A 22,888-nucleotide genomic window follows, 5' to 3' on the forward strand; every position below is an offset into this window, starting at 1 on the left:
GAGTGGGATTTGGATCTTCCAGAAAAGCTTTATAAGTACGAGGCTTTCACCGTACAGTCCCTTCTAAACCTCAAGAATCAGGTCGTATATTTTGCTCCACCATCTGGCTTTAACGACCCATATGATTGCGCGCTGAAAGCTGACATCGAGGAGATAAGGCCCGACGAGATTGAGAAGTTTAGGTCGATCTATCTGGCCGAGGCTTGGCCTGACCATGTGAAGCGAGCATTAGAGTCGAAGGCTCTTAGCGAACTGAGGCCGATGCTTATGAGGGGGGCTCGAACGGCTTGTGAAGAGGTCATCGAAAAATTCATCGAGAGTAGAGGTGTCTCCTGTTTTTCTGAGATAAACGACGAACTGCTCATGTGGGCTCATTATTCGGATAAATACAAAGGGTTCTGTTTAGAGTTCGACACAAACACAGAGCTTTTTGCAAAAGCAAAAAAAGTGAAGTATGTAGAAGAGATGCCCAAACTAAACGCGTTGAGTGTTTTCGCTAATGGAGAGCGAGGTGAAGTGCTGGATCTTTTTTGCACAAAATCTAGTGCTTGGAAATATGAGCGTGAATGGCGGGTTCTTCATAGCGAGGCCGGAACCGCATACACATATCCGACTGAAGTCTTAACCGGTGTTTATTTCGGCCCCAATATAGGCCGAGATGTTTTGGAGGTAATATGCTTGGTCCTGAAGGGGCAAAATTCGAATGTGAGATTTTGGCAGGGGGAAAGAAACCTTTCTACGTTCAAAGTAGATTTCCAAGAGTTCACCTACACCTCGCGCATAGAAGCCCAGAATACCGATACGCCGACATAACAATTCGCGTAAGGCGGACGTCCCTGACGGGCCGCCGCTTCGCTATGCGTTAACGATTCCCCCCACCAACCGGCACCCGCAAATCATCCAAATAATCATGCGCAATATTCACGCTGCACGACACGCCTAGATGCTGTCTTTGGGTTTGCAACCATTGCTCGGCGCGGGTTTTTCCTAGATCACGTAACTGGTAAATTAAATGCGCATCCGTTTGTGATTTGCTGGCAGCGGAGTAGGCTTCGAGTTCTTCGCCGCCGTCGATGCGATGCATGAGGACGTCTTTGTAGCGTGTCGGGTCGAGTTTGCCTTCTGCTAGTAGGCGTTTAACGAAATCAATTGCGCGCATCTCAGCGATGAGGGCGGCGTTAAAGGTCATTTCGTTGAGTCTGTCTAAAATGTCGCTCGACGTTTTTGGCAAACTATCGCGCTGGATAGGATTGATTTGCACCAGTACGACGTCGCGGCTTTCGCATTCGTAAATGAGAGGATGGATGGCAGGATTGCCGGAATAGCCGCCATCCCAGTAGCGTTCACCTTCAATCTCGACAGCTTGAAATACCGTTGGCAGACAGGCGGACGCCATCAGTGCGTCCGCAGTCAAACGTTTGCCACTAAAAATTTCGGCTTTGCCATTGCTGACTTTGGTTGCTACGACAAACACTTTCATTAATTTGCAGTTTGCTACACGTTCAAAGTCGATGTGGTTTTGTAGAAAAGCCTTTAGGGGATTGATGTCTAAGGGGTTGCTTTGATACGGCGAAATTGCGTTGCTCCACATACTACCAATCGATTCTGAGATGATTTGTGCGGGCGAGGGGGCGCCGACCAGCGCTGCCATGCCGCCAAATACCATATCGAAAGGTACGCGTTGCGCTTGTACCAAGTTATTTTGTAAAGCGCCCATGTGGATTACGCCATCCCAAAAATCTTTGAGTGATTGCCGCGCCGCCTCGCGTTTTGCTAGATCGGATTTTTTATCGGCGAGCGCAAAGCCATGCGCCATGGCGACCGCATTCATCGCACCAGCGCTGGTGCCACTGATGCCTTCAAACTGAATCTGCCCGTCATCTAATAAGCTGTCTAGTACGCCCCAAGTAAATGCGCCATGTGAACCGCCACCTTGTAGCGCGAGGTTAATGATGGGTCGTTGATTGGCTTTGGTAGTCACACTCACAGATGTCCTCTTGGATCTTTTGTTGAAGTTGCGCGTTGGTCGGAAACAACGCGAACAGAGTATAGCCCTTGTTGAAATTCAGGTGTACTAGCTTGTTGTCAGACACGATTCTGATAAGCTAAGCGCTCGTCTTGAATCAAACGGCTTCAAAAGGTGGGTAAATGAATACTAACGATGCAGTCCAACAGGTCGTCGCACAGCTCCAATCCTTGGGGCTCGATTCTTATCGTAATACAATGTTGAAGCATGGCGCGCGAGAGCCCATCTTTGGTGTCAAGATCGGTGAGATGAAGAAGCTGATGAAGCCCTACAAAAATGATCTGGCATTTGCTTGCGCCTTATTTGATACCGGTATTTATGACGCGCAGTATATGGCGGGTTTGCTAGCCGATGGCAGCAAGATGAGTGAAGCGCAATTACAGCATTGGGTTGAAAACGCCAATTCGCACGGCATACGCGAATACAGCGTGGCGTGGGTGGCGGCGGAGAGTCCGTTTGCCATGCCATTGGCGCTGGCGTGGATTGATTCAAGCAACGCAGAAATCGCAGCGGCTGGCTGGTCTACTTTGAGTAGTTATCTTTCGGTGATCGAACATGCGAAAGTGGATTTGAAGGTATTTAGTCAACTCCTTAAGCATGTGCAAACGCAGATTCACCAAGCGCCGAATCGTGTGCGTTATTGCATGAATGGGTTTGTCATTGCATTGGGCTCCTATGTACCCGATTTGACAGAAGCCGCTATCGCAGCAGGACAAGCGATGGGACAAATCAGCGTCGATATGGGTGGTACATCCTGCAAAGTTCCTTTTGCGCCTGATTACATCGGCAAGGTCGTCGAGCGTGGCAGCGTGGGAAAAAAGCGTAAAACAAGTAAGTGTTAAATTTTTCTCTTAGGCATTTTTCTTTATTTTGATAAAGCCGTTGAGTGCCAAGCGCGCGCTACGTGGATCATCGTTTAACAGTTCAGCTTGTGTGATTTGCGCCGCATGAAAGATGCTTCCTTCATAGAATATCGCTCGATTCCATTTTGCTTCGACCGTGTGCATGAGTTCGAAATAGGCGTTGCTAGCATGTAGATAGGCGGGCTTTGTTTCCAGTACTTGGTCGCAAACTTCGCTGCTTGCGTGTTGCAGGCGATGGAGTAATTGTCGAATCTCATCATCACTACGTCGCGGGCGATAAAAACTGGTGCCACCTAGTGCCGGATGATCAAACAAATAGACAACCGCAGCAGCGATGCCAACGCCAGGCGGAAAACTCTCAGCATCACGATGACAAAGTCGCTGCAAGGGATGCAGTTGTGTAGGCTGCAAAGTCGTCATCGACATTCGACAGGCTACACCGAGCTCACGCCTTGCTTGAAAGTGCGGACGTAAGTGCAGCATGAAGTATTGTTCCAATGCGATGGCAAATTGTCGGCCTAAATTAACTTCCACGCCCGGGAAAAAGTTGTCGTGGTCATAGCGAAATGCATTCCGCTGCTCGCAAGCGTGGTCTAGCAAGGCTTTTGGATCACTTAAGAAATCATCAATTACTACGCAGTGGTGACCATCAAATAGCGGAATCCGCTGTATCTTCGCGGCTGGATTAAACAGGCGAGCGGGATGCTCGACCATGTATTCGCTAGGCTTCATTGAAACTGGGTTCATGTTCATCGCCTATTTTTGATACACCCGCACATAGTCAATTTCAAATTTGCTAGGGAAGATGCTGTCATCCACCGCACCACCGAGATCACCACCAATTGCCAGATTCAGAATCAAATACTGCGGCTGATCGAAAGGCCATTTCTTGTAATCACCGTTCTTTGGGTTGAGAAATTGGAAGTAGTATTTGTTGTCGACCCCAATCGCAATTTGATCTTGATCCCAAAATAGCTGGTAGGTATGGAAGGCGTCGCATGCGTCATTGACTACGGTTTCTTTTGTATTACCTGTCCCATTTGGCCAGTTGTAAAAAGCGGTGTAAGCACTTCCGAGAATTTTTCCTTTGTTCTTGCCAACGTGTTCCATGATATCGATCTCACCATCATCGGGCCAGACGCCTTTGGTGCCGAGTGTCCAGATTGCCGGCCAAGTACCTAGACCGCAAGGAAGCTTGGCGCGGATTTCGAAATAGCCATAGGTCCAACTTGCCTTACCGCGTGTGAGTAGGCGTGCAGAGGTGTAAGCCTGCCCGCCATAATCGCTTGCATTGTTCAATTGCTCTTTACGAGCGGTGATCGTTAGTAAGCCATCATCGACTTGTGCATTTTCTAGTCTCTCTTTGGAATAATATTGACGCTCATTGTTGTACCAACCCGCCTTATTGCGCTCGGTATCAAACATCCATTTTGAAGCATTCGGTAAGCCCGCTTGATCAAATTCGTCCGCCCAAACTAATTTCCAGTTTGTTGGAATACCGGCGGCAGGCAAGGCAGGCGTGCTTTGACTCGGCGTAGTCGCTGGCGTGCTTGATCCAACAGCCGTGTTTGATGGGGTACTTGCGGAAGCACCACCACACGCGCTCAGAGCAATTAGGCCAGCACTTAGACTGAGCAAATACGCTGCGACGCGTATTTTGCTATGGTGCCAAGTGAGTTCAATGTCTGTCGTCATGTCCGAATCTCCGTTAGAGTTGCATGCGGTAAGCGCCGATCGGTCAGCGCTGGGAAGCAAATCAGGCAATGTTGCATTCCTGCTGTATTCCTCTTGTGATAATATGGAATCGTTTCCAATTTGGTTTGAAGTATGGCATTATTCATTTTCAAGTGTCAACTGAAAAACCAACATTCCTGGATTAAACGCGTCAAACCGTGAGAACGCAATTTGGTGAAATATCGGCGTGAAGTCTTCAACAGAATTGTTTGACAGTAAAATTTGAAGAATGCTATAGTCTTTCGGTGTGGTAACGTTTCCAATGTGGCGCTATAAAATGCGTGTGGAAACTTCAAATTGAGCACAAATAAAAAGCAAAAACCGATGCAAGGAATACGGGGAAAGATATCCTCGATTGTTTGCGAAAGATTTAAGAAAAAAGAGAAAACATCATGCAGACAAAGTATCTGCATCGTAAGGAGACTGGATGTTGAATTTTAAAAAGACGCTGCTGTCATTGTGTATCGCTTCAATCGCATCAGCCTCCGCTTTGGTGGCAGGACAGGCTGTTGCTCAAAATAGCGCGGCGCGAGCCGTCAAGCCAATCCCAGCCGAGAAAGCAGAAATTATTCACTGGTGGACTTCGAATAGTGAATCTGCAGCGGCCAAACTGATCGCTGAAAACTACCGCAAGGCTGGCGGGATTTGGGTTGATACCGCAATCGCCGGAGCTGATCAAGCGCGTGCTGTAGCGATCAATCGTATTGTCGGTAGCAATCCACCCACGGCAGCGCAATTCAATACAACCAAACAATTCCTAGACCTTGTCGAGCAAGGCATGCTTAACAATGTCGATGATGTCGCAAAAGCTGAGGGATGGGAAAAGATTCTTCCAGAACCGGTATTGAATGTAATTCGGATCAACGGTCATTATTACGCGGTTCCTGTGAATATCCATATGCAAACTTGGTTCTGGTATTCCAAGGCAGCCTTTAAGAAGGCGGGAATTGCCAAAGAGCCTGCTAGCATGGATGAGATGTTTGCGGCGATGGATAAGTTGAAAGCCGTTGGTATTATTCCTCTCGCGCACGGCGGGCAAGCTTGGCAAGAAACAATCGTGTTTCAAGCGATGCTCACTAATGTGGGTGGCAAAGACCTTTACTTAAGCGTGATTCGTGATCGTGATCAAAAGGCGATCAACTCCGAAGCATTTAAGAAAGTCTTACTCGCATTTAAGCGTATGCAAAGCTACATCGACCCTGGTTCACCAGGACGTAATTGGAATGATGCAACCGCTTTGCTGATTAGTGGCAAAGCAGGTGTGCAAATCATGGGCGATTGGGTTAAAGGTGAGTTTGCGGCCGCAAAGCAAGTAGCTGGGAAGGACTTTGGCTGTATCGCTGGACTAACACCGAATTCACCTTATTTAATACAGGGCGACGCCTTTGTTTTTCCGCGCACTAACAATCCGGCAACCGTACAAGCACAGAAGCTGCTGGCAAAAGTCTTGTTGAACCCTGCGACCCAAATAGATTTCAATAAACTTAAAGGCTCGATTCCGATTCGGAGTGACGTTGATACCTCGACGATGGACATTTGCGCGCAGACCGGTATGGCAATCATGAAAGACAAGTCGCGTCATTTGGGAATTAGTGAGATGTTCCTCACACCAGATCAGAATGGCGCGTTGCAAGACATTCTGACCGCTTATTGGAACACCCGTATTCCCGTTGAAAAAGTACAAAAAAGTATCGCCAGCGCCTTTAAAGATTAAATCACATGCGCAAGCACCTAAGCCAACACCTATTCCGTCGCTTTGTACCGTTCGCTGCCATCCTGCCGATGGCGATGGTGACCTTGGTCGCCTACTTGGGCGCGACATTGTGGTCGATTAGGGTGTCGTTCTCAAACTCACGCACCATGCCGACGGACACCTTTGTTGGCTTCGCGCAGTATGTGAAATTGTTTGATAACGATCGATGGTTGCTGTCGATTGAGAACATCGCTGTCTATACCGTGTTATTCATTTTGATCAGTATGATTTTGGGTTTTTTGTTAGCTGTTTTTATTGACCAAAAAGTGATGGCAGAGGGGGCACTGCGTACAATCTTTTTATATCCGTATGCGATGTCTTTCGTAGCGACGGGCTTAATTTGGCAATGGATGTTGACCCCCGGAATTGGTATCGAGTACGCGGTGCGCCAAATGGGTTTCCCTGACTTTACTTTTGATTGGATTATTGATCAAGATAAGGTGATCTACACCATTGTGATTGCGACAGTTTGGCAGACAGCGGGACTAGTGATGGCTTTGCTATTGGCGGCACTGCGCGGAATTGACGAAGAAATTTGGAAGGCCGCCCGACTCGATGGCATCCCCGTCTGGCGCGTCTATGTTTCAATCGTGATCCCGATGCTCGCTCCAGCAATCGCCACGGTTTTCTTATTGTTGTCGACCACAGCGATTAAGCTATTTGATTCGGTGGTTGCGATGACGCAAGGCGGACCCGGCACAGCCAGCGAAGTACCAGCCAAATTTATTATGGATCATTTGTTTGGTCGCGCGAATATTGCACTTGCCTCTGCTGGCGCAGTGATGTTGCTGGTGCCGGTAATTGTGATTCTTGCTCCTTATGTGTACGCACGCAGTCGGAGGAAGCAGGCATGAGTACCACGACGGCTGTTCAACATAAGTCTAAGTATGCAAAACGCACCAAACGCATAACGCGCAGCTGGACGCCAGCTCGCTTGGGGATCTACGCTTTCTTGTTGAGTGCTGCGATGTTTTTCTTACTGCCGCTTTACATTATGCTCGTCACATCAGTGAAAAGCATGGATGAAATTCGGATGGGGAATATTTTCGCATTACCGACACAATTCACCATTGAGCCTTGGATTACTGCGTGGTCCAGCGCCTGTACAGGTATTGACTGTGAAGGTATTCGCGGTGGCTTTATGAATTCGTTGGCAATCGCTATTCCTAGCACGATTATTCCGATTTTATTAGGCGCTCTTAATGGTTATGCTTTGTCGTTTTGGCGACCACGTGGTGCAAATGTTTTGTTTGGTATTCTCATGGTGGGTGCTTTCATTCCTGTACAGGTAATGATTTTTCCGTTGGTCAGAATTTTAGCGAGTGTCGATTTATATAGTTCTTTACCTGGCATCGTCTTGGTTCATACGGTGTTTAGTATGCCGGTGATGACGCTCTTGTTCCGTAACTATTACAGCACGATTCCGCATGAATTGTTTCAAGCGGCACGTATCGATGGCGGAGGCTTTGTTCGCATTTTCGTGCAATTGGTATTGCCGATGTCAACGCCGATCATTGTGGTGGCAGCGATTATGCAATTGACGGGTGTATGGAATGATTACATCCTCGGTTTGGTCTTCGCTGGGCGCGATCACTTGCCGATGACGGTACAGCTCAACAATGTGATTAACACGACGACTGGCACGCGGCAATACAACGTGAACATGGCGGCGACGATTTTGACGTCACTGGTGCCGTTGACGCTGTACTTTGTGTCAGGACGATGGTTTGTACGTGGCATTGCGGCCGGTGCGGTCAAAGGCTGATCGCCATTCACCTGAGTAAAGATCAACAGTAAAAACAAATACGCAGCACAAAAAGGGAAATAAAGGATACAACGTGGCAAATGTTCGTTTGCAAAATCTGGGCATCAATCTGAGTGGCAATCAGATTATTGCTGAACTCAATCTCGCGGTAGAGGCGGGTGAGTTCTTGGTGTTGCTCGGCCCTTCTGGTTGCGGCAAATCGACTTTGTTACACGCGATTGCTGGCTTGATTGACGTTAGCGCCGGGACGGTAGAAATTGCTGGTCAAGACATGACGTGGGCGGACCCTAGCGAGCGTCAAATCGGGATGGTGTTTCAATCGTACGCACTGTATCCCACCATGACGGTTGAAAAAAATATGTCTTTTGGGTTGCGGATCAACGGTACTCCTAAAGCTGAGATTGAAAGACGTATCAATAAAGTCGCCGAGATGTTGCATTTGACGCCGTTATTGAAACGTAAGCCCGCAGCACTGTCCGGTGGACAAAGACAACGGGTAGCCATTGGTCGTGCTTTAGTGCGTGAAGCGGAAGTGTTTTTGTTTGATGAACCCTTGTCGAATTTGGATGCGAAATTACGCACCAATTTACGTCGCGAACTCAAGTTATTGCACCAGCAATTGCAGTCAACCATGATCTATGTAACCCATGACCAAGTCGAGGCAATGACTCTGGCGACGCGCATTGTGGTCATGCAGGCGGGTAAGGTTCAGCAGATCGGTACACCAGAATGTGTGTATGAGCGCCCAGTGAATTTGTTTGTGGCTGGTTTTTTAGGCGCGCCAGCGATGAATTTCATTCAAGGTCAATTAGATTCCCAACAGCGCTTTGTTTCAAACTCGATCAATATGGATTTGTCTTCCTATGTCTTTGCTGATTCTGGGGAATACAGTGGCGAAGTGATTATGGGCGTGCGTCCTGAACAAATTCAGATTCGTGATGATGGGCCGTTTGTCGGTTCAGTCGCGCTAGTAGAACCGATGGGCAATCATCAGGTCGTCTGGTTGCAGGCTGGAGCACAAACGATTTCATGTATCGTCAATGAACAGCGGCCGTTTGCAATCGGCCAGACCGTGTTGTACAGCATCGATACACGCAAGATTTCGCTGTTTGATCCCAAGACAGAACAACGACTGTAGGATACGCTATGCACCCAGATCTGAATAAGGCTATGCCTTCAAACCAACAAAACGAACGCGCCCTAAGGGATGTTGTTATCGTTGGTGGCGGAACCGCTGGTTGGATGACCGCGGCGGCTTTATCGCGTTGCCTGCCTCATGGACAGCGGATTCGTTTGGTCGAGTCGGATCAGATTTCGACCATCGGCGTTGGCGAGGCAACGATTCCGAGTATTCGCGCTTTTAATCAATTGTTGAATTTGGATGAAGATGAATTCATTCGGCAAACGCAGGCGACATTTAAACTCGGCATCGAATTTGTGAACTGGGGCAAGCCAGGTGATAGCTATATTCATGGTTTTGGTCAAATCGGGCGCGATCAGGTGGTTGCCAAGTTCTATCAATACTGGCTCAAGATGGTTCAAGCCGGCAAAGCACCTGATTTAGAAGCGTTTTCGATTAATACCGTCGCGCCGCGTCACGCCAAATTTATGCGTCCACCCAAAGATATGCCGAATTCGCCTTTGTCGGATATCTCTTATGCTTTTCATTTTGATGCGGGTTTGTATGCACGATATTTGCGTGGTATCGCCGAGCGTCAAGGTGTTTTGCGTACCGAAGGGCGGATCGTCGAAGTGCAGACCAATGCGCAGAATGGACTTATCACTGCTTTACGCATGGAAAATGATGAGCTGATTAGTGCAGATTTCTTTATCGATTGCTCGGGTATGTCTGGCCTACTGATCGAAAAGACTTTGCAGACGGGGTATGAGGATTGGAGTCATTATTTACCAGCCGATAGTGCGATTGCGGTGCCATGTACTTCATCTGAAACGCTATTGCCTTATACGCGCTCAACGGCGCATCAGGCGGGTTGGCAATGGCGTATTCCATTGCAACATCGGACTGGGAATGGTCATGTCTTTTGCAGTCAATTCATGAGTGCAGATGAGGCACAAGCTATTTTGATGGGCAATCTGGATGGCCAAGCATTAGCGGAGCCACGCTTGATTCGCTTCACCACGGGCAAGCGCAAACGTGCTTGGAATAAGAACTGCGTAGCAATCGGATTGTCTGGTGGTTTTATGGAGCCACTCGAATCGACCAGTATCCACATGATACAAACGGCGATCATGCGACTGTTGAGCCTGTTCCCCGACCGTGGTTTCAGTCAGGTAGATATTGACACCTATAATGCACAGAATGATGAAGAATATCAGCGTATTCGCGATTTTCTGATCATGCACTACAAGTTAAATCAGCACCAAGATGCGCCATTCTGGCAATATTGCCGTGAGATGGAAGTGCCGAAAGAGGTACAGCACCGAATTGATTTATATCGCAGCCATGGCCGCATTTTCCGATTGGGCGAAGAGTTGTTTGCTGACGCTAGCTGGTTACAAGTGATGCATGGCCAGGGTTTGCGCGCCAGTAGCTATCATCCCTTGGTGGACCAGCGCAGCGAGGAAGATATTGCTTATTTCCTCAGTCAAGTACAAAAGACCATACAAAAATGCGTGGATGTGATGCCGACCCATGCTGAGTTTATTGCCGCCACTTGTGCTGCGGAAAAAGTGGAATTTGGCGTAATGCCGCAGACGCAGCGCTATGGCACGTAATGTTTTGGTAGCACGAATGCAAGAATGGACTGGTGAATCGATGTAAATGAATCGACAGCCAGAAAGTCGGTATGTTTAGAATAAGCTTTGAACGATGTGTTTTACATGGCACAGTCGGTAGTCAAGGTTGGGAGCACCATTCGGGTTGCGCAGGCAAGAATCTCTACTGGACTAACGCAGAGTACCAAGAGCGCACCATTTGGTTGTGGCAACAGATCGCAGGACGGTACAAGGATCGCGCTGCGGTAGCTGGTTACAGCCTATTGAATGAACCATGGGGTGCCAGCCCCGAGGTCATGGTCAAAGAAATGAAACGGCTCTATCAAGCTGTGCGCGCAGTTGATATGAATCACGTCATTATCTTGCCAGGGCATTCTAGTGGTATTGATGCTTATGGCAAGCCAGCGGAACAAGGTATGCAAAATGTGGCATTTGAAATTCATCCTTATCCGGGCTTTTTTGGTTGGGGGCAGCCCAGCATACAAGTGCACAAAGATTGGTTGCAATGTGGTGGGTTGAGATTGACAGGAAATACCGGTGTCTGTGAATGGAATTCCCGCCTAAAGAATCTGAACACCGCCTTGTTGATTGGCGAGTTTCAACCATGGGCTGGCTTAGGTGCTGAACTGGGTGGGCAAATTACGCGCGCCACTTACGATACTTATGCCGCGCTAGGCTGGGCTGCCACCAGTTGGTCTTACAAGCTGATGTCAAATAATGGCGGGCAAGGCGATGGCACGTGGGGCTTGGTGACCAATCAGAGCGGGCGAAAAATACCTGCCTTAAATTTCCAGACCGCTTCTTTGAGTGAAATCGAAGCCTTGTTCCAGCTATTTGGCAATATTCCTTACGAACCGCAACAAGCAGTCATGGCATGGATGACTAGTGCGGTTGCTCCCGATCCATTTGTGCGTCCTTAACACTATGTCCTCAATTATTCAATCCGCTATTACCGATACGACCGTGACTTCTTCCCACCACTTGCCGACTGTGGCTCGCAGCGATTTTCCTTCTAACTTTGTTTGGGGTTGTTCTACCTCATCGTTTCAAATTGAAGGTGGTGCCGATCTAGATGGCCGTGTGCCTTCAATCTGGGACAGCTTTTGTCAACAAGCGGGAAAGATCCGCGATGGCAGCAATGCTTTGGTCGCTTGCGATCACTATCACCGCTGGCCTGAAGACTTGGATATTGCGAAACAGCTTGGTATGAACGCCTATCGCTTTTCTATCGCTTGGCCACGCATCATCACTGAGATCGGTGGTGCGCCTAACCAACGTGGATTAGATTTTTATTCGCGCTTGGTCGATGGCATGTTGGAACGCGGATTACAGCCGTGGGCGACTTTGTATCATTGGGATTTACCGCAGTATTTGCAAGATATTGGTGGTTGGGAGAACCGCGCTACGATAGACGCCTATCTGGCATATGCCGATGCGGTAACGCGTCGTCTTGGCGATCGAGTAAAGAATTGGATTACCCATAACGAACCTTGGTGTACCGCGATGCATGGCAATTGGGATGGTATGCATGCGCCTGGCCAAAAAAATTTCAAAGCCGCATTGCAGGTAGCGCATCACGTGATGGTGTCACACGGACTTGCTGTACCAATGATCCGAGCGAATGTCACAGACGCTCATGTAGGAATCGCGCTGAGCTTGCACCCTTTGCGTGCCGCAAGCCAAAGTGAAGAAGATCAAGAAGCCATGCAAAGACATGATGGTTTGCGTAATCGTTGGTTTCTTGATCCTTTGTTTGGTCGTGGATATCCACTCGATATTCAAGCGCATTGTGCTGAGTTTCTACCAGAGATACGACTAGGTGATTTAGATGCAATCGCGACACCAGTTGATTTCTTAGGCGTCAATTACTACTTCCCGGAAACCATTGCTGCCGCAGCAGAAAATCCCCCACTACATACTCGTTTACGAGAGTTGGCTGGGCGTGAACGAACTGGCTTTGGTTGGGAGGTTGCGCCCGATGGTATGCGCGAACTGTTGTACAGAATCACCCAAGATTATCCTGCTGTGCCTATCTATCTGACCGAAAATGGTTCTAGTTACGATGATCAATTGGAAGCCGATGGTAGCGTCAACGATAGTCAAAGGCGCGATTACTTTATCCGTCACCTCGATGCATTGAAGCGAGCACGTCAACAAGGCGTGGATGTGCGTGGTTATTTCGCATGGAGCTTGATCGATAATTTTGAATGGGCAGAAGGATACCTACGCCGTTTCGGTATGGTGTATGTTGACTTTGCCACGCAAGCGCGAACTTTGAAGCAGAGTGGTCAATGGTTTTGCGATTTTTTAAATCGGTCAAACAAGTAAATCTCGTTCAGCCAATAGGATCGCATGGCATACATGGTTTTATGCACTACTTGTCCCGGGGGGGAGAAGTAAGCAAGAGTGGGGGCGAACGATGGTAGGTTTTTTGTACTGTTGTTCGCCCTGCATTCTGACCGTCTGAAACCAGATTTGACGTCCATTCTCGCGTCCTTTTAACTTAAAAAACACGTTTTGAAAAAATAATTGGTAACGTTTCCAAAATTGATTTAGAATAAAACGGAAAGCTTCCCAATTTGGCTAATAAGATTCAAATAAGCGCGGGCACCGACGAATTAATTTCAAAATTTGTGGACGCAATATGCGTTGTAATTGCGTATGGGACACAAGAACAGCGGCTACTAATATCAACAAACTGATGAATTACCCATTCTCAGTAAGACCATGCCTTATTCACCGATAAGCAGGTTTGTAGAGAGCAAATTAGTAGTCGATAAAAATCAAGTAAGTAGCAGTGGTAATCGACCGAAGTAATATCAGGAACAAGGCTGATCTATGAATTTCTTATGCCTGCATATAGTCAATCGACAGGCGGGGAAAATCAGTCAAAATAAATGAGAGAGACGACCGTGAAATCCAACAAAACTAAACACACTTTACTTAAATTAATGCCACTTAGTCTGACCTTGGCATTTAGCTGTACAGCAAATGCATGGATGCAGAGCGCCCCAGAAAAAAACACGCAAGTCAAAAATTCGGCGACACAAACTGGCCTGAAAGACTGGCCACGTATTCAAAGCGCCATTGCTAAAGATCCAGCAATGGAAGCGAAGATTAAGAAGATGGTCGCGCAGATGACACTCGCGCAAAAAGTCGGGCAAATGACGCAGCCAGAAATCAAATTCATCACGCCAGATGATGTACGTAAATACTATTTGGGTTCTGTGCTCAATGGCGGCGGCAGTTGGCCAAAAATGAATAAGTATGCCACTGCGGCTGATTGGGTTAGCTTGGCAGATCAGTACCATGCTGCATCAATGAGTACCGATATGGTCGACAAAGTGCCAGTCATTTGGGGAATTGACGCGATCCATGGCAATAGCAACGTGGTTGGCGCAACGCTGTTTCCGCATAATATCGGCTTAGGTGCAGCACGTAATCCAAAAATCATTTCACAAATGGCGGAACATGTCGCCAAATCTGTGCGGGCAACTGGCATCGCATGGGTGTTCGCACCGACCTTGGCGGTCGGCCGCGATGCGCGCTGGGGACGTGCTTATGAGAGCTTTGCTGAAGATGGCAAACTGGTCAAAGAGTACGGTGCTTTATACGTAAAAGGTTTACAAGGGAAGTTTAAAGACGATCAAAACGTCGTCGCTACAGCCAAGCATTTCATCGGTGATGGCGGCACCGATAAAGGTGTCGATCGCGGCGTCACCAAGTCTACCTTGCATGAAATGATTAACGTACAAGCGCAAGGCTACTACGGTGCCTTTGCTGCTGGTGCGCAAACGGTGATGGCTTCTTACAATAGCTGGAATGACGTTGCTGCTGGTGTGAATTACGGAAAAATGCACGGCAGCAAAGCGATGCTGACGGATGCCCTCAAAGACAAAATGGGATTTGATGGTTTTGTCGTATCCGATTGGGATGGTATTGCGGAAGTGCCGGGTTGCAGCAATGATAGCTGTGCGCAAGCGATCAATGCGGGTATTGATATGGTGATGGTGCCAGATAATTGGAAGAATTTTATCGCCAACACCATCAAGCAAGTTGAAGCAGGCGAAATTCCAATGGCGCGTATTGATGATGCCGTAACGCGGATTATCCGCGTAAAAATGCGCGCTGGTTTGTTTGGTAAAAAGCCTTCTGACAACAAATACGCGGGCAAGCAAGATGCCTTGCAAGCACGCGACCTAGCACGGCAAGCAGTGCGCGAGTCTTTGGTTCTGTTAAAAAACAACCAGCAAACCTTGCCTTTGGCACGGGGTAAGAAAATTCTCGTGGTTGGTAAAAGTGCTGACAGTATGATTAATCAATCAGGTGGTTGGTCTATCACTTGGCAGGGAACCGAAAATAAAGAAAGCGATTACACGCCAGGTGACACCATCTTGGCTGGGATCAAAGAAGCGGCTGGCGCGGTGAATGTCCATTACAGTGCCAATGCAGATGATGTTGATGTAGCGCAGTTTGACGTGGTGTTAGCCGTACTCGGTGAGACTCCTTACGCAGAAGGTTTTGGCGATGTGGCAGCAAGTCGTCCACTAAGTCATAGCCACTTGTTTCCAGAAGATTTGGCGGTACTGAAGAAGCTTGCTAGCAAAGGCAAACCAGTCGTCACGGTATTAGTCAGCGGTCGCGCGGTGTATGCCAATGATCTGATGAATTTGTCAGATAGTTTTGTCGCTGCATGGTTACCAGGATCTGAGGGCAAAGGCGTCGCCGATGTGTTATTTAAAAACGCACAAGGCAAAATTAATCATCCTATAAAAGGACGTTTATCATTTTCTTGGCCAGCGCAAGCCTGCTTGAATGACGCTGTTGCAAATGGCGGTAAGCAAGTGCTCTTTAAATATGGTTACGGTTTGCAGTATGGCAAAACGAGTACGATTGGTACTTTGCCAGAAGACCATACAAACCCATGTACGAGCGGAAATTCCTTGTTGGTTTCTGGTCCTTCTGATTTGACCACGTATCCATTGGTTGTCACTACAGGGACACGCAAGCTCACCTTGGGACAGGACTTAGCCTTAACCCACAGCAGTGACACAGTCAGCGTGAAGCCTGCGACTTTGGCAAATATCGTTGGCAAACAAGTCAGCTGGCGAGGTAAAGGTCGTTACGAAGCCTCTGCCGCATTTGCAACGCCAATTCCAGCCAATCTCATTAGTGACGGTGCTCTGCAGTTTAAAGCGCAAATTCATCAGGCTCCAAGTAGCAAAGTCAGCATGTGGATGGAATGCGGCGAGAACTGTGTTGCCAGCCTTGATCTGAGCAAGAGTTTCCAAAGCTATCTCGGCGCGGGTGTTAAGACCGTGAAGATCCCGCTCGCGTGTTTTGCAGCGCTCGGCGTCGATATGCGTAAGGTGAAAACACCGTTTAGTGTTAGTACGGAGGGGAACTTTACTGCCGACTTTGCAGACATCCAAATTGTTGGTGGCGCGGCGAAAGATGCCGATGTACTTGCATGCGACAAGCTAATCAGCAAGTAGATCAAGCACTAACACGAAGCGTCATTCGCAGAGACATTACTAAAAATAACATCACAAAGTAGATAGAAAAGGGAGACATTCTATGGCCAGTCAACCAAGTGGCAGTTCAATCGCAAGTCCAGCTACGAGCCACGCAGCTAGTAGTGCCGAAAACCAGCATCAAAGTGCCTTGGTGATTGTGACCTTACTATTCTTTATGTGGGGTTTGCTGACTTCGCTCAACGATGTCTTGATTCCCCATTTGAAGGCAGTCTATACCCTAAGCTATGTACAGGCGATGTTGGTGCAGTTCTGTTTTTTTGGTGCCTACTTTATTGTTTCATGGCCAGCAGGGGTATTGATTAAACGAATTGGCTATCAGAGTGGTGCCGTCACGGGTTTGGTGATTGCTGCCGCTGGGTGCGCTTTGTTTTATCCTGCCGCGACCAGTGGTTACGGTGTGTTCTTATTGGCGTTTTTTGTGCTCGCATCTGGCATCACGATCTTACAAGTAGCGGCAAATCCATTTGTAACGGTTTTAGGCGACGCGAAGACCGCATCGAGTCGTTTAACTTTGACACAAGCATTCAACTCGCTCGGCACCACCATCGCACCAGCATTGGGTGGACTACTGATCTTATCCGGTACGGTACTCACCGCAGCGCAGTTTGATGCGCTGCCTGAAGTCGAAAAACTGGCGCATCGTGCGAAAGAAGCTGCGGCAGTGCAAGGGCCTTACCTTGCATTGGCTGGCGCCTTACTCGTATTGGCGGTTCTATTTGCCTTAGCGCGCCTGCCAAAAATTGTGCATCAGGATGAAGCGCAATTAAACACCAGCACTGCCGCAGATGCACATAAATCGGTGTTCGCACATCGTCATTTGGTATTGGGTGCGATTGGTATTTTCTTGTACGTTGGTGGTGAGGTCAGTATCGGTAGTTTTCTGATTAATTTCTTAGGCGAAGCGAAGATTGCGAATCTAAGTGCGGCGGATGCAGCACATTACGTTAGTTACTATTGGGGCGGTGCGATGATCGGCCGCTTTATTGGCTTCGTTGTGATGCGCAAAGTGAGTCCAGGCAAGGCACTTGCTTTTAATGCCGCCTGTTCGATTGTCTTGATCGTGTTGGCGATCTTTGGTGCTGGCGGCGTGGCGATGTGGGCCTTGATTGCGGTGGGTTTGTGTAACTCGATTATGTTCCCCACGATTTTTAGTATGGCCTTAAAAGATTTAGGACGACACACCGGGCAAGGTTCAGGCGTACTGTGTATGGCGATTGTGGGTGGCGCGATTGTGCCGTTTATTCAAGGCTATTTCGCAGATCAGATTGGTTTGCAATGGTCCTTCTTTGTTCCTGCGGCCTGCTATATCTTCATTCTATTCTTCGGCTTGAAATATGCCGGTATGTATGACAAGTCTGCCTACTAAATATGAAACGCGAGGATCTCATCATGCCAGAGCAAGATGCATTAGCGCGCCAATTCCCGGCGGGATTTGTGTGGGGTGTAGCGACTAGCGCTTATCAGATCGAAGGGGCAGCCAATGAAGGTGGCAGAGCGCCATCGATTTGGGATACTTTTAGCCACACACCCGGAAAAATTCTCGATCAGAGCAATGGTGATGTCGCCTGCGATCATTATCATCGCTATGCCGAAGACGTCGAGCACATCGCCAATTTGGGGCTGGATGCGTATCGCTTTTCTGTATCATGGTCACGCGTTCAACCCGATGGGTGCGGTGCGTGGAATGAAGAGGGTATGGATTTCTATGCCCGACTGATAGCAGCATTAGCGCAAAAGAATATTCGCGCACACATGACTTTGTATCACTGGGATTTGCCACAAGCTTTGCAAGAGCAGGGTGGATGGCTCAATCGTGATACTGCCGTTCATTTCGCCCGTTATGCGCAAGAAATGGCAGCACGTTTTGGTGACCAATTAGCCAGTATTGCTACCCATAATGAACCATGGTGTACCGCCAATTTGGGTTATGGCAATGGCCAATTCGCTCCCGGCGTCGTCGATCCTGTCGCCGCTTTGCAAGTATCACATCATCTCTTGTTGTCGCATGGTTTAGCGATACAGGCAATGCGTCAGCAAAACAAAAGTGCCAAGTTAGGGATCGTGTTGAATCAGTGGACAGCCGATCCAGCGACCGATAGTGAGGAAGACCGCGCCGCCGCTGCATGGGAATACGCACGCTCAGTACAGTGGTTCATGGATCCGATTTTCCGAGGACATTATCCAGCGCTCGCGCTTGCCAAAATCGATCGCAGCCGCTTTATCGTCGCCCCAGAAGATATGCAAGCGATTCAACAACCACTTGATTTCTTAGGTATCAATTACTACTTCCGCGCTTACGTCAGCACCGAAACGCCGCCTCGTATGCCAGAAGCGAAACTTGGCCTGACAGATATGGGTTGGGAAATCTATCCTGAAGGACTGAGCCGTCTTTTGATCGGCATACACCAGGAATATAAAGATCTGGGCTTGCCACCGATCTACATCACAGAAAACGGCATGGCGGTTGCGGATCAATTAGAAGGCGACCAAATCCACGACAGCCCACGCATTGACTACATGCAACGCCACTTTCAAGAAGTCGCCAAAGCGATCGCCGCTGGAGTCGATATTCAAGGATTTTTCTACTGGAGCCTGCTGGATAATTTTGAGTGGAATTCTGGTTACTTACGCCGCTTCGGTTTAATTTATGTCGATTACGTCAGTCAGCGCCGAATCTGGAAAGACAGTGCGATCTGGTTAAAAAGTTTCGTGCAACAATTTCAAAACTGGACATCGACCATCAACAACAAATCAGCGAGTCGTGAGCATACTTAATCAAACCTAGCCGATTGGAGAAAATCGTATGTGGCAACGTATCTTGATCGTGGTAAGCCTTGCAGTAATAGCGGTAACAGTTGTAACTGCAGTATCCGCCTCTGCAGCGCAAGCACCGCAGGTTTCCATTATCCCTTTGCCACATTCGCTACAAGCAGAAAAAGGCAGCTTCACTTTCAACGCGCGCACCACGATTTATGCGGCAGATACGGCGGGCTTGCGTAATGCGGCAATTTTGCAGCAAGCGCTCCTGCAAACGCAAGGAAGACAATTGCTGGTGAAGTCAGGCAGCCCAAGCCCACGTCAGAACAATGTCATTCTCTTTTCTGCCGTTGAGCAAGCAGCATCCACCGAAACCGCTCAAAAAGAAGCCTATCAGCTAGCAATTCGTCGTGATCGCATCGTGATCCGAGGCAGCGCCACAGGTCAGTTTTACGCCATACAAAGTCTGCTGCAAATGTTACCGATTGCAGCAGCAAGAACAAAAAACACAAAACACACAACAACAAGCTTAAGCCTACCCGCACTGACGATACAAGATCAACCGCGTTTTGCTTGGCGTGGCTTACATTTAGATGTTGGCCGACATATGTATAGCGTCGACTTTATTAAGTCTCTACTTGATCAAATGGCGATCTACAAAATGAATACCTTTCATTGGCATCTGACCGAAGATCAAGGCTGGCGCATCGAGATCAAAAAATATCCGAAGCTGACGCAAATCGGTGGATATCGCAAAGAGACCATCAAAGATCGCAACTTCGATCCCTATATCGGTGATGGTAAACCTTATGGTGGTTTTTATACCCAAGAGCAAATCAAAGATGTGGTTGCGTATGCCCAAGCAAAGCACATCGACATGGTGCCCGAAATTGAATTACCAGGCCATTCTTTAGCGGCATTGGCCGCTTATCCCGAATTGGCTTGTACACCAGGCCCCTTTGAAGTTGGAACTGTTTGGGGCATCATTGATGACATTCTTTGCCCAAGTGAGACCACATTCGAATTTTTGAATAATGTACTCAGCGAAGTAATAGACTTATTTCCAGGCCAATACATTCATATCGGCGGCGACGAAGCACCGAAAACACGCTGGAAAGCGAGCCCACTAGCGCAAGCGGTGATGCAACGTGAAGGCTTAAAAAACGAAGAAGAGTTGCAAAGTTATTTCATACGCCGAGTCGGTCAATTCATCCAAAGCAAGGGCAAGCGCATGATAGGCTGGGATGAGATTTTAGAAGGAGGCTTAGCACCCAATGCCACCGTCATGTCTTGGCGCGGCGAAGCAGGTGGTATCGCCGCTGCGAAAGAAGGACACGAAGTCATCATGACCCCGACAGCGTGGTGCTATTTTGATGCGGGACAAGGGCCGAAAGAGCAAGAACTGTGGCAACTCGGTGGTGAAATTCCGATTCAAAAAGTCTATTCTTATGATCCGGTTCCCAGTGTGCTTAGTCCATCGCAACAACGCTTAATCCGCGGTGTACAAGCCAACGTTTGGACTGAGTATTTGCCGACTCAAGAAAAAGTCGAATACATGGTCTTCCCACGATTGCTGGCAATGGCCGAAGTCGCTTGGAGTGCACAAGAACAGCGCCAGTTCGCCCATTTTGAAACGCGATTGGAAGCGCACTACCCGCGTTTAAGTTCGCACAATATCCGCTACCGCATTCCACGCCCACAGGGCTTAGATCAAGTACAGTGGACAGGTGAACAAGCAAGAATTCAACTGCGCGCCCCGGTTCGCAATAGTCGCATGTACGTCAGCCTAGACGGTAGCACGCCCGACGACAAGACAGCACCGACGACTCAAACATTGCAATTTTCGGCAAGCCCAACGCAGCCAGTTACCGTAAAGGTATTAACAGTATTACCCGATGGCCGTCGCAGTGCGGTACAACAGCTCAGAGTTCCGGCATTGCCCTAAGCTGTGACGAAGTAATAGCGAGATGATGTCATGTGCTAGTACCACTTAAGAAAGTACTTTCACAAGATGCGTAGTTCAGATTGCAAAATTTAGGTCTCGGTATTTTTACCGAGCACCCAGCCCAAAGAAAAACATAGCTGTTAACGTTGGCGTTCCTCTTGATCGGTGGAGCAGGAGTCGTCTGCGGACTGCGCAACGGTTGTGTTCTTGCCCTCAAAGACTGGCCTGGAATCGATTAGGTGGTCAGGAAATAGAACTCCAAAACGACCGTCCTTAATGTTTGTTGCGAGGTCGCGCTTTCTGAGCACAGCCTGCATAAACTCTCTCTGGTTTTGTTTCAAGCAACTTAACACATAAGCTACAAAGTTCTCTACAGTTTGAATCTCTTGGTCAAGCTGTCCGATCCCTACCGAATTCCCCTCGACAGCAAGAGTGCGATCCCAAAGTGATCTGTACTCTTTAAAAACTGGAACTTTGCCCAAAAAGTAGACCTCATTAAATTTCTGTTTTTCAGGTACGACATTGCCGTGGAGTAAATCATTGCGTTCGTTAATTAAGCGATGGAAGTTTTTGCAGGCTTCGGTCTTGAAATCAATGGGCTTCTCAAAGCCTATACACGATAGGTGTAAACCACGGATTCGGACGTCAATTTGTTGTCGATATATGCTTTCCATCAAGCGATTATCCGATTTGACGTCTGGGCGGGCTAGCACAAAGATCAGCAGATTGAGGAATGCTTCCGCCCATACTGGTAGCATTGATCTAATTCCAAAGCAAAGCCCGTAGGCTCGACTATGTGATTCAGTAACCGCCTTCCAAACTTTGGCTTGCTCGATTGCTGAACTTGGCGTATTGAATTCACTTGAGAATGGAGATGAAAGGTCTAGATTCGAGAGTTCGTGACGAAGACTGTGAATCGTGCGCGTTAGGCGTGCGTATGGGTTTACAAACTCTGTCCAATGTTCCAGTTTCTCTCGAACGGCGGCCATCTTCAGTCCGTGATTCTTAAAATCTGCTCGAATCTGATCTATTAGTTCGAGGCGTTCAGAACTAGTGAACTCCAGTTCTCCAATCACAAATAGATCGGTTCTGAAGTTGGTTCCCCAGAATCCGATAAGTGACTCTCGATGCTTGAGTGTCCAGTCCCAATGGACCAGATTATCAGAGTGATCGTTCCGCAGAAAGTTTTGGATTCCGTTGGGCATGCCAAACCGCGCCGAGAAGTAGCAGTATAGATCGATAGGCTTCAGTTCGTTGCGGAGTTCAAGATATGCGCTGGGATGCGCCGTCGACCGTGTTACCTGCGTACGCTGAATAATTTCCTCAGTCGACGGGCATTCCAAAGATGCGACGAAGTCGGGTGGTAGTGGCATGCGAGGTCTAATGTTTAGATGAACGGAACACCGCCACCAGAATTAAAGAATAGTACGACCATAACAGTGATTTTTTTGATCATCCAGTTGAAGTGTTTTCGCTCTACCGATCATAATGCCTTCTTTTTAGAACTACTATCAATGTTATTTCGTGCCGAACTTAAACCAATAGTCACGACTCGCGCTAATGATTCCTGATTGGAACCATAACTCTCCATTATTTCGTCGGTTAATATTAGTTCAGTTCAACAAAATGTAGCGGTCAAGATGATAGGCGAAAAACTAACTTCTCGCACAGCACTTTTTATGTAACCCCTTGAAAACCCAGGTGAATTGGCGTTTTGTATTCTATTTTGTGATCTGAAATCGTACTATGTTGAACGTAAAAAACGTCATGAA

The 22,888-nt window shown here is 48.1% G+C and carries 17 protein-coding genes; 13 read left to right on the plus strand and 4 right to left on the minus strand.

Annotated elements, in window-relative coordinates; translation table 11 throughout:
- Positions 1 to 9 precede the first annotated feature (9 nt).
- Positions 10 to 813 (plus strand): DUF2971 domain-containing protein, encoded by an 804-nt coding sequence (locus H8K33_RS13450; RefSeq protein WP_186891552.1) that lies wholly within the window; start codon positions 10 to 12, stop codon positions 811 to 813.
- Between the two features lie 49 nt (positions 814 to 862).
- Here the strand turns inward: H8K33_RS13450 and H8K33_RS13455 are convergent, their stop codons facing one another.
- A complete protein-coding gene (locus H8K33_RS13455) occupies positions 863 to 1,987 on the minus strand; it encodes a patatin-like phospholipase family protein (protein ID WP_186891553.1) in 1,125 nt (374 codons plus the stop codon).
- A gap of 161 nt (positions 1,988 to 2,148) precedes the next feature.
- On the opposite strand from H8K33_RS13455, the gene H8K33_RS13460 reads away from it, so the two are divergent.
- A complete protein-coding gene (locus H8K33_RS13460) occupies positions 2,149 to 2,868 on the plus strand; it encodes a DNA alkylation repair protein (RefSeq protein WP_186891554.1) in 720 nt (239 codons plus the stop codon).
- 9 nt (positions 2,869 to 2,877) lie between these two features.
- Here the strand turns inward: H8K33_RS13460 and H8K33_RS13465 are convergent, their stop codons facing one another.
- Both H8K33_RS13465 and H8K33_RS13470 read right to left on the minus strand, forming a co-directional pair.
- Entirely contained in the window at positions 2,878 to 3,636 is a 759-nt protein-coding gene (locus H8K33_RS13465; protein WP_186891555.1) for a DUF6445 family protein, read from the minus strand.
- A 9-nt stretch (positions 3,637 to 3,645) separates the two neighbouring features.
- Positions 3,646 to 4,584 (minus strand): glycoside hydrolase family 16 protein, encoded by a 939-nt coding sequence (locus tag H8K33_RS13470; RefSeq protein WP_186891556.1) that lies wholly within the window; start codon positions 4,582 to 4,584, stop codon positions 3,646 to 3,648.
- A 466-nt stretch (positions 4,585 to 5,050) separates the two neighbouring features.
- Here H8K33_RS13470 and H8K33_RS13475 point away from each other — a divergent pair, with 466 nt between their 5' ends.
- The 11 genes from H8K33_RS13475 to H8K33_RS13525 all read left to right on the plus strand — a co-directional run bounded on the left by H8K33_RS13475 (position 5,051) and on the right by H8K33_RS13525 (position 21,116).
- On the plus strand, positions 5,051 to 6,337 hold the full coding sequence (locus tag H8K33_RS13475) for an ABC transporter substrate-binding protein (protein ID WP_186891557.1): 1,287 nt from the start codon (positions 5,051 to 5,053) through the stop codon (positions 6,335 to 6,337).
- Positions 6,338 to 6,342: 5 nt separating this feature from the next.
- Positions 6,343 to 7,230, plus strand: a complete 888-nt coding sequence (locus H8K33_RS13480; RefSeq protein ID WP_186891558.1) for a carbohydrate ABC transporter permease — start codon at positions 6,343 to 6,345, stop codon at positions 7,228 to 7,230.
- Positions 7,227 to 8,141, plus strand: coding sequence for a carbohydrate ABC transporter permease (locus H8K33_RS13485; RefSeq protein WP_186891559.1), 915 nt, complete (start codon positions 7,227 to 7,229; stop codon positions 8,139 to 8,141). The genes H8K33_RS13480 and H8K33_RS13485 overlap by 4 nt, the downstream gene beginning before the upstream one ends.
- Positions 8,142 to 8,214: 73 nt before the next feature.
- Positions 8,215 to 9,279 carry an ATP-binding cassette domain-containing protein gene (locus H8K33_RS13490; RefSeq protein ID WP_186891560.1) on the plus strand — a complete coding sequence of 355 codons (1,065 nt, stop codon included), beginning with the start codon at positions 8,215 to 8,217 and terminating at the stop codon, positions 9,277 to 9,279.
- 8 nt (positions 9,280 to 9,287) lie between these two features.
- A complete protein-coding gene (locus H8K33_RS13495) occupies positions 9,288 to 10,877 on the plus strand; it encodes a tryptophan halogenase family protein (RefSeq protein ID WP_246443598.1) in 1,590 nt (529 codons plus the stop codon).
- 71 nt (positions 10,878 to 10,948) lie between these two features.
- Complete coding sequence (locus H8K33_RS13500; protein WP_186891561.1) at positions 10,949 to 11,797, plus strand: glycoside hydrolase family 5 protein; 849 nt, start codon at positions 10,949 to 10,951, stop codon at positions 11,795 to 11,797.
- Between the two features lie 4 nt (positions 11,798 to 11,801).
- Entirely contained in the window at positions 11,802 to 13,205 is a 1,404-nt protein-coding gene (locus H8K33_RS13505) for a GH1 family beta-glucosidase (protein ID WP_186891562.1), read from the plus strand.
- A gap of 584 nt (positions 13,206 to 13,789) precedes the next feature.
- Positions 13,790 to 16,372, plus strand: a complete 2,583-nt coding sequence (locus H8K33_RS13510) for a glycoside hydrolase family 3 protein (RefSeq protein WP_343043823.1) — start codon at positions 13,790 to 13,792, stop codon at positions 16,370 to 16,372.
- 82 nt (positions 16,373 to 16,454) lie between these two features.
- On the plus strand, positions 16,455 to 17,780 hold the full coding sequence (locus H8K33_RS13515) for a sugar MFS transporter (RefSeq protein ID WP_186891563.1): 1,326 nt from the start codon (positions 16,455 to 16,457) through the stop codon (positions 17,778 to 17,780).
- A 23-nt stretch (positions 17,781 to 17,803) separates the two neighbouring features.
- Complete coding sequence (locus H8K33_RS13520; RefSeq protein ID WP_186891564.1) at positions 17,804 to 19,189, plus strand: GH1 family beta-glucosidase; 1,386 nt, start codon at positions 17,804 to 17,806, stop codon at positions 19,187 to 19,189.
- Positions 19,190 to 19,217: 28 nt separating this feature from the next.
- Entirely contained in the window at positions 19,218 to 21,116 is a 1,899-nt protein-coding gene (locus H8K33_RS13525; RefSeq protein WP_186891565.1) for a beta-N-acetylhexosaminidase, read from the plus strand.
- Between the two features lie 140 nt (positions 21,117 to 21,256).
- Here H8K33_RS13525 and H8K33_RS13530 read toward each other — a convergent pair whose 3' ends face one another.
- Positions 21,257 to 22,489, minus strand: a complete 1,233-nt coding sequence (locus tag H8K33_RS13530; RefSeq protein WP_186891566.1) for a hypothetical protein — start codon at positions 22,487 to 22,489, stop codon at positions 21,257 to 21,259.
- Positions 22,490 to 22,888: the final 399 nt, after the last annotated feature.

It is taken from the genome of Affinundibacterium amnicola (assembly GCF_014284275.1).
GTDB classification, from domain to species: Bacteria; Pseudomonadota; Gammaproteobacteria; order Burkholderiales; family Burkholderiaceae_D; genus Undibacterium; species Undibacterium amnicola.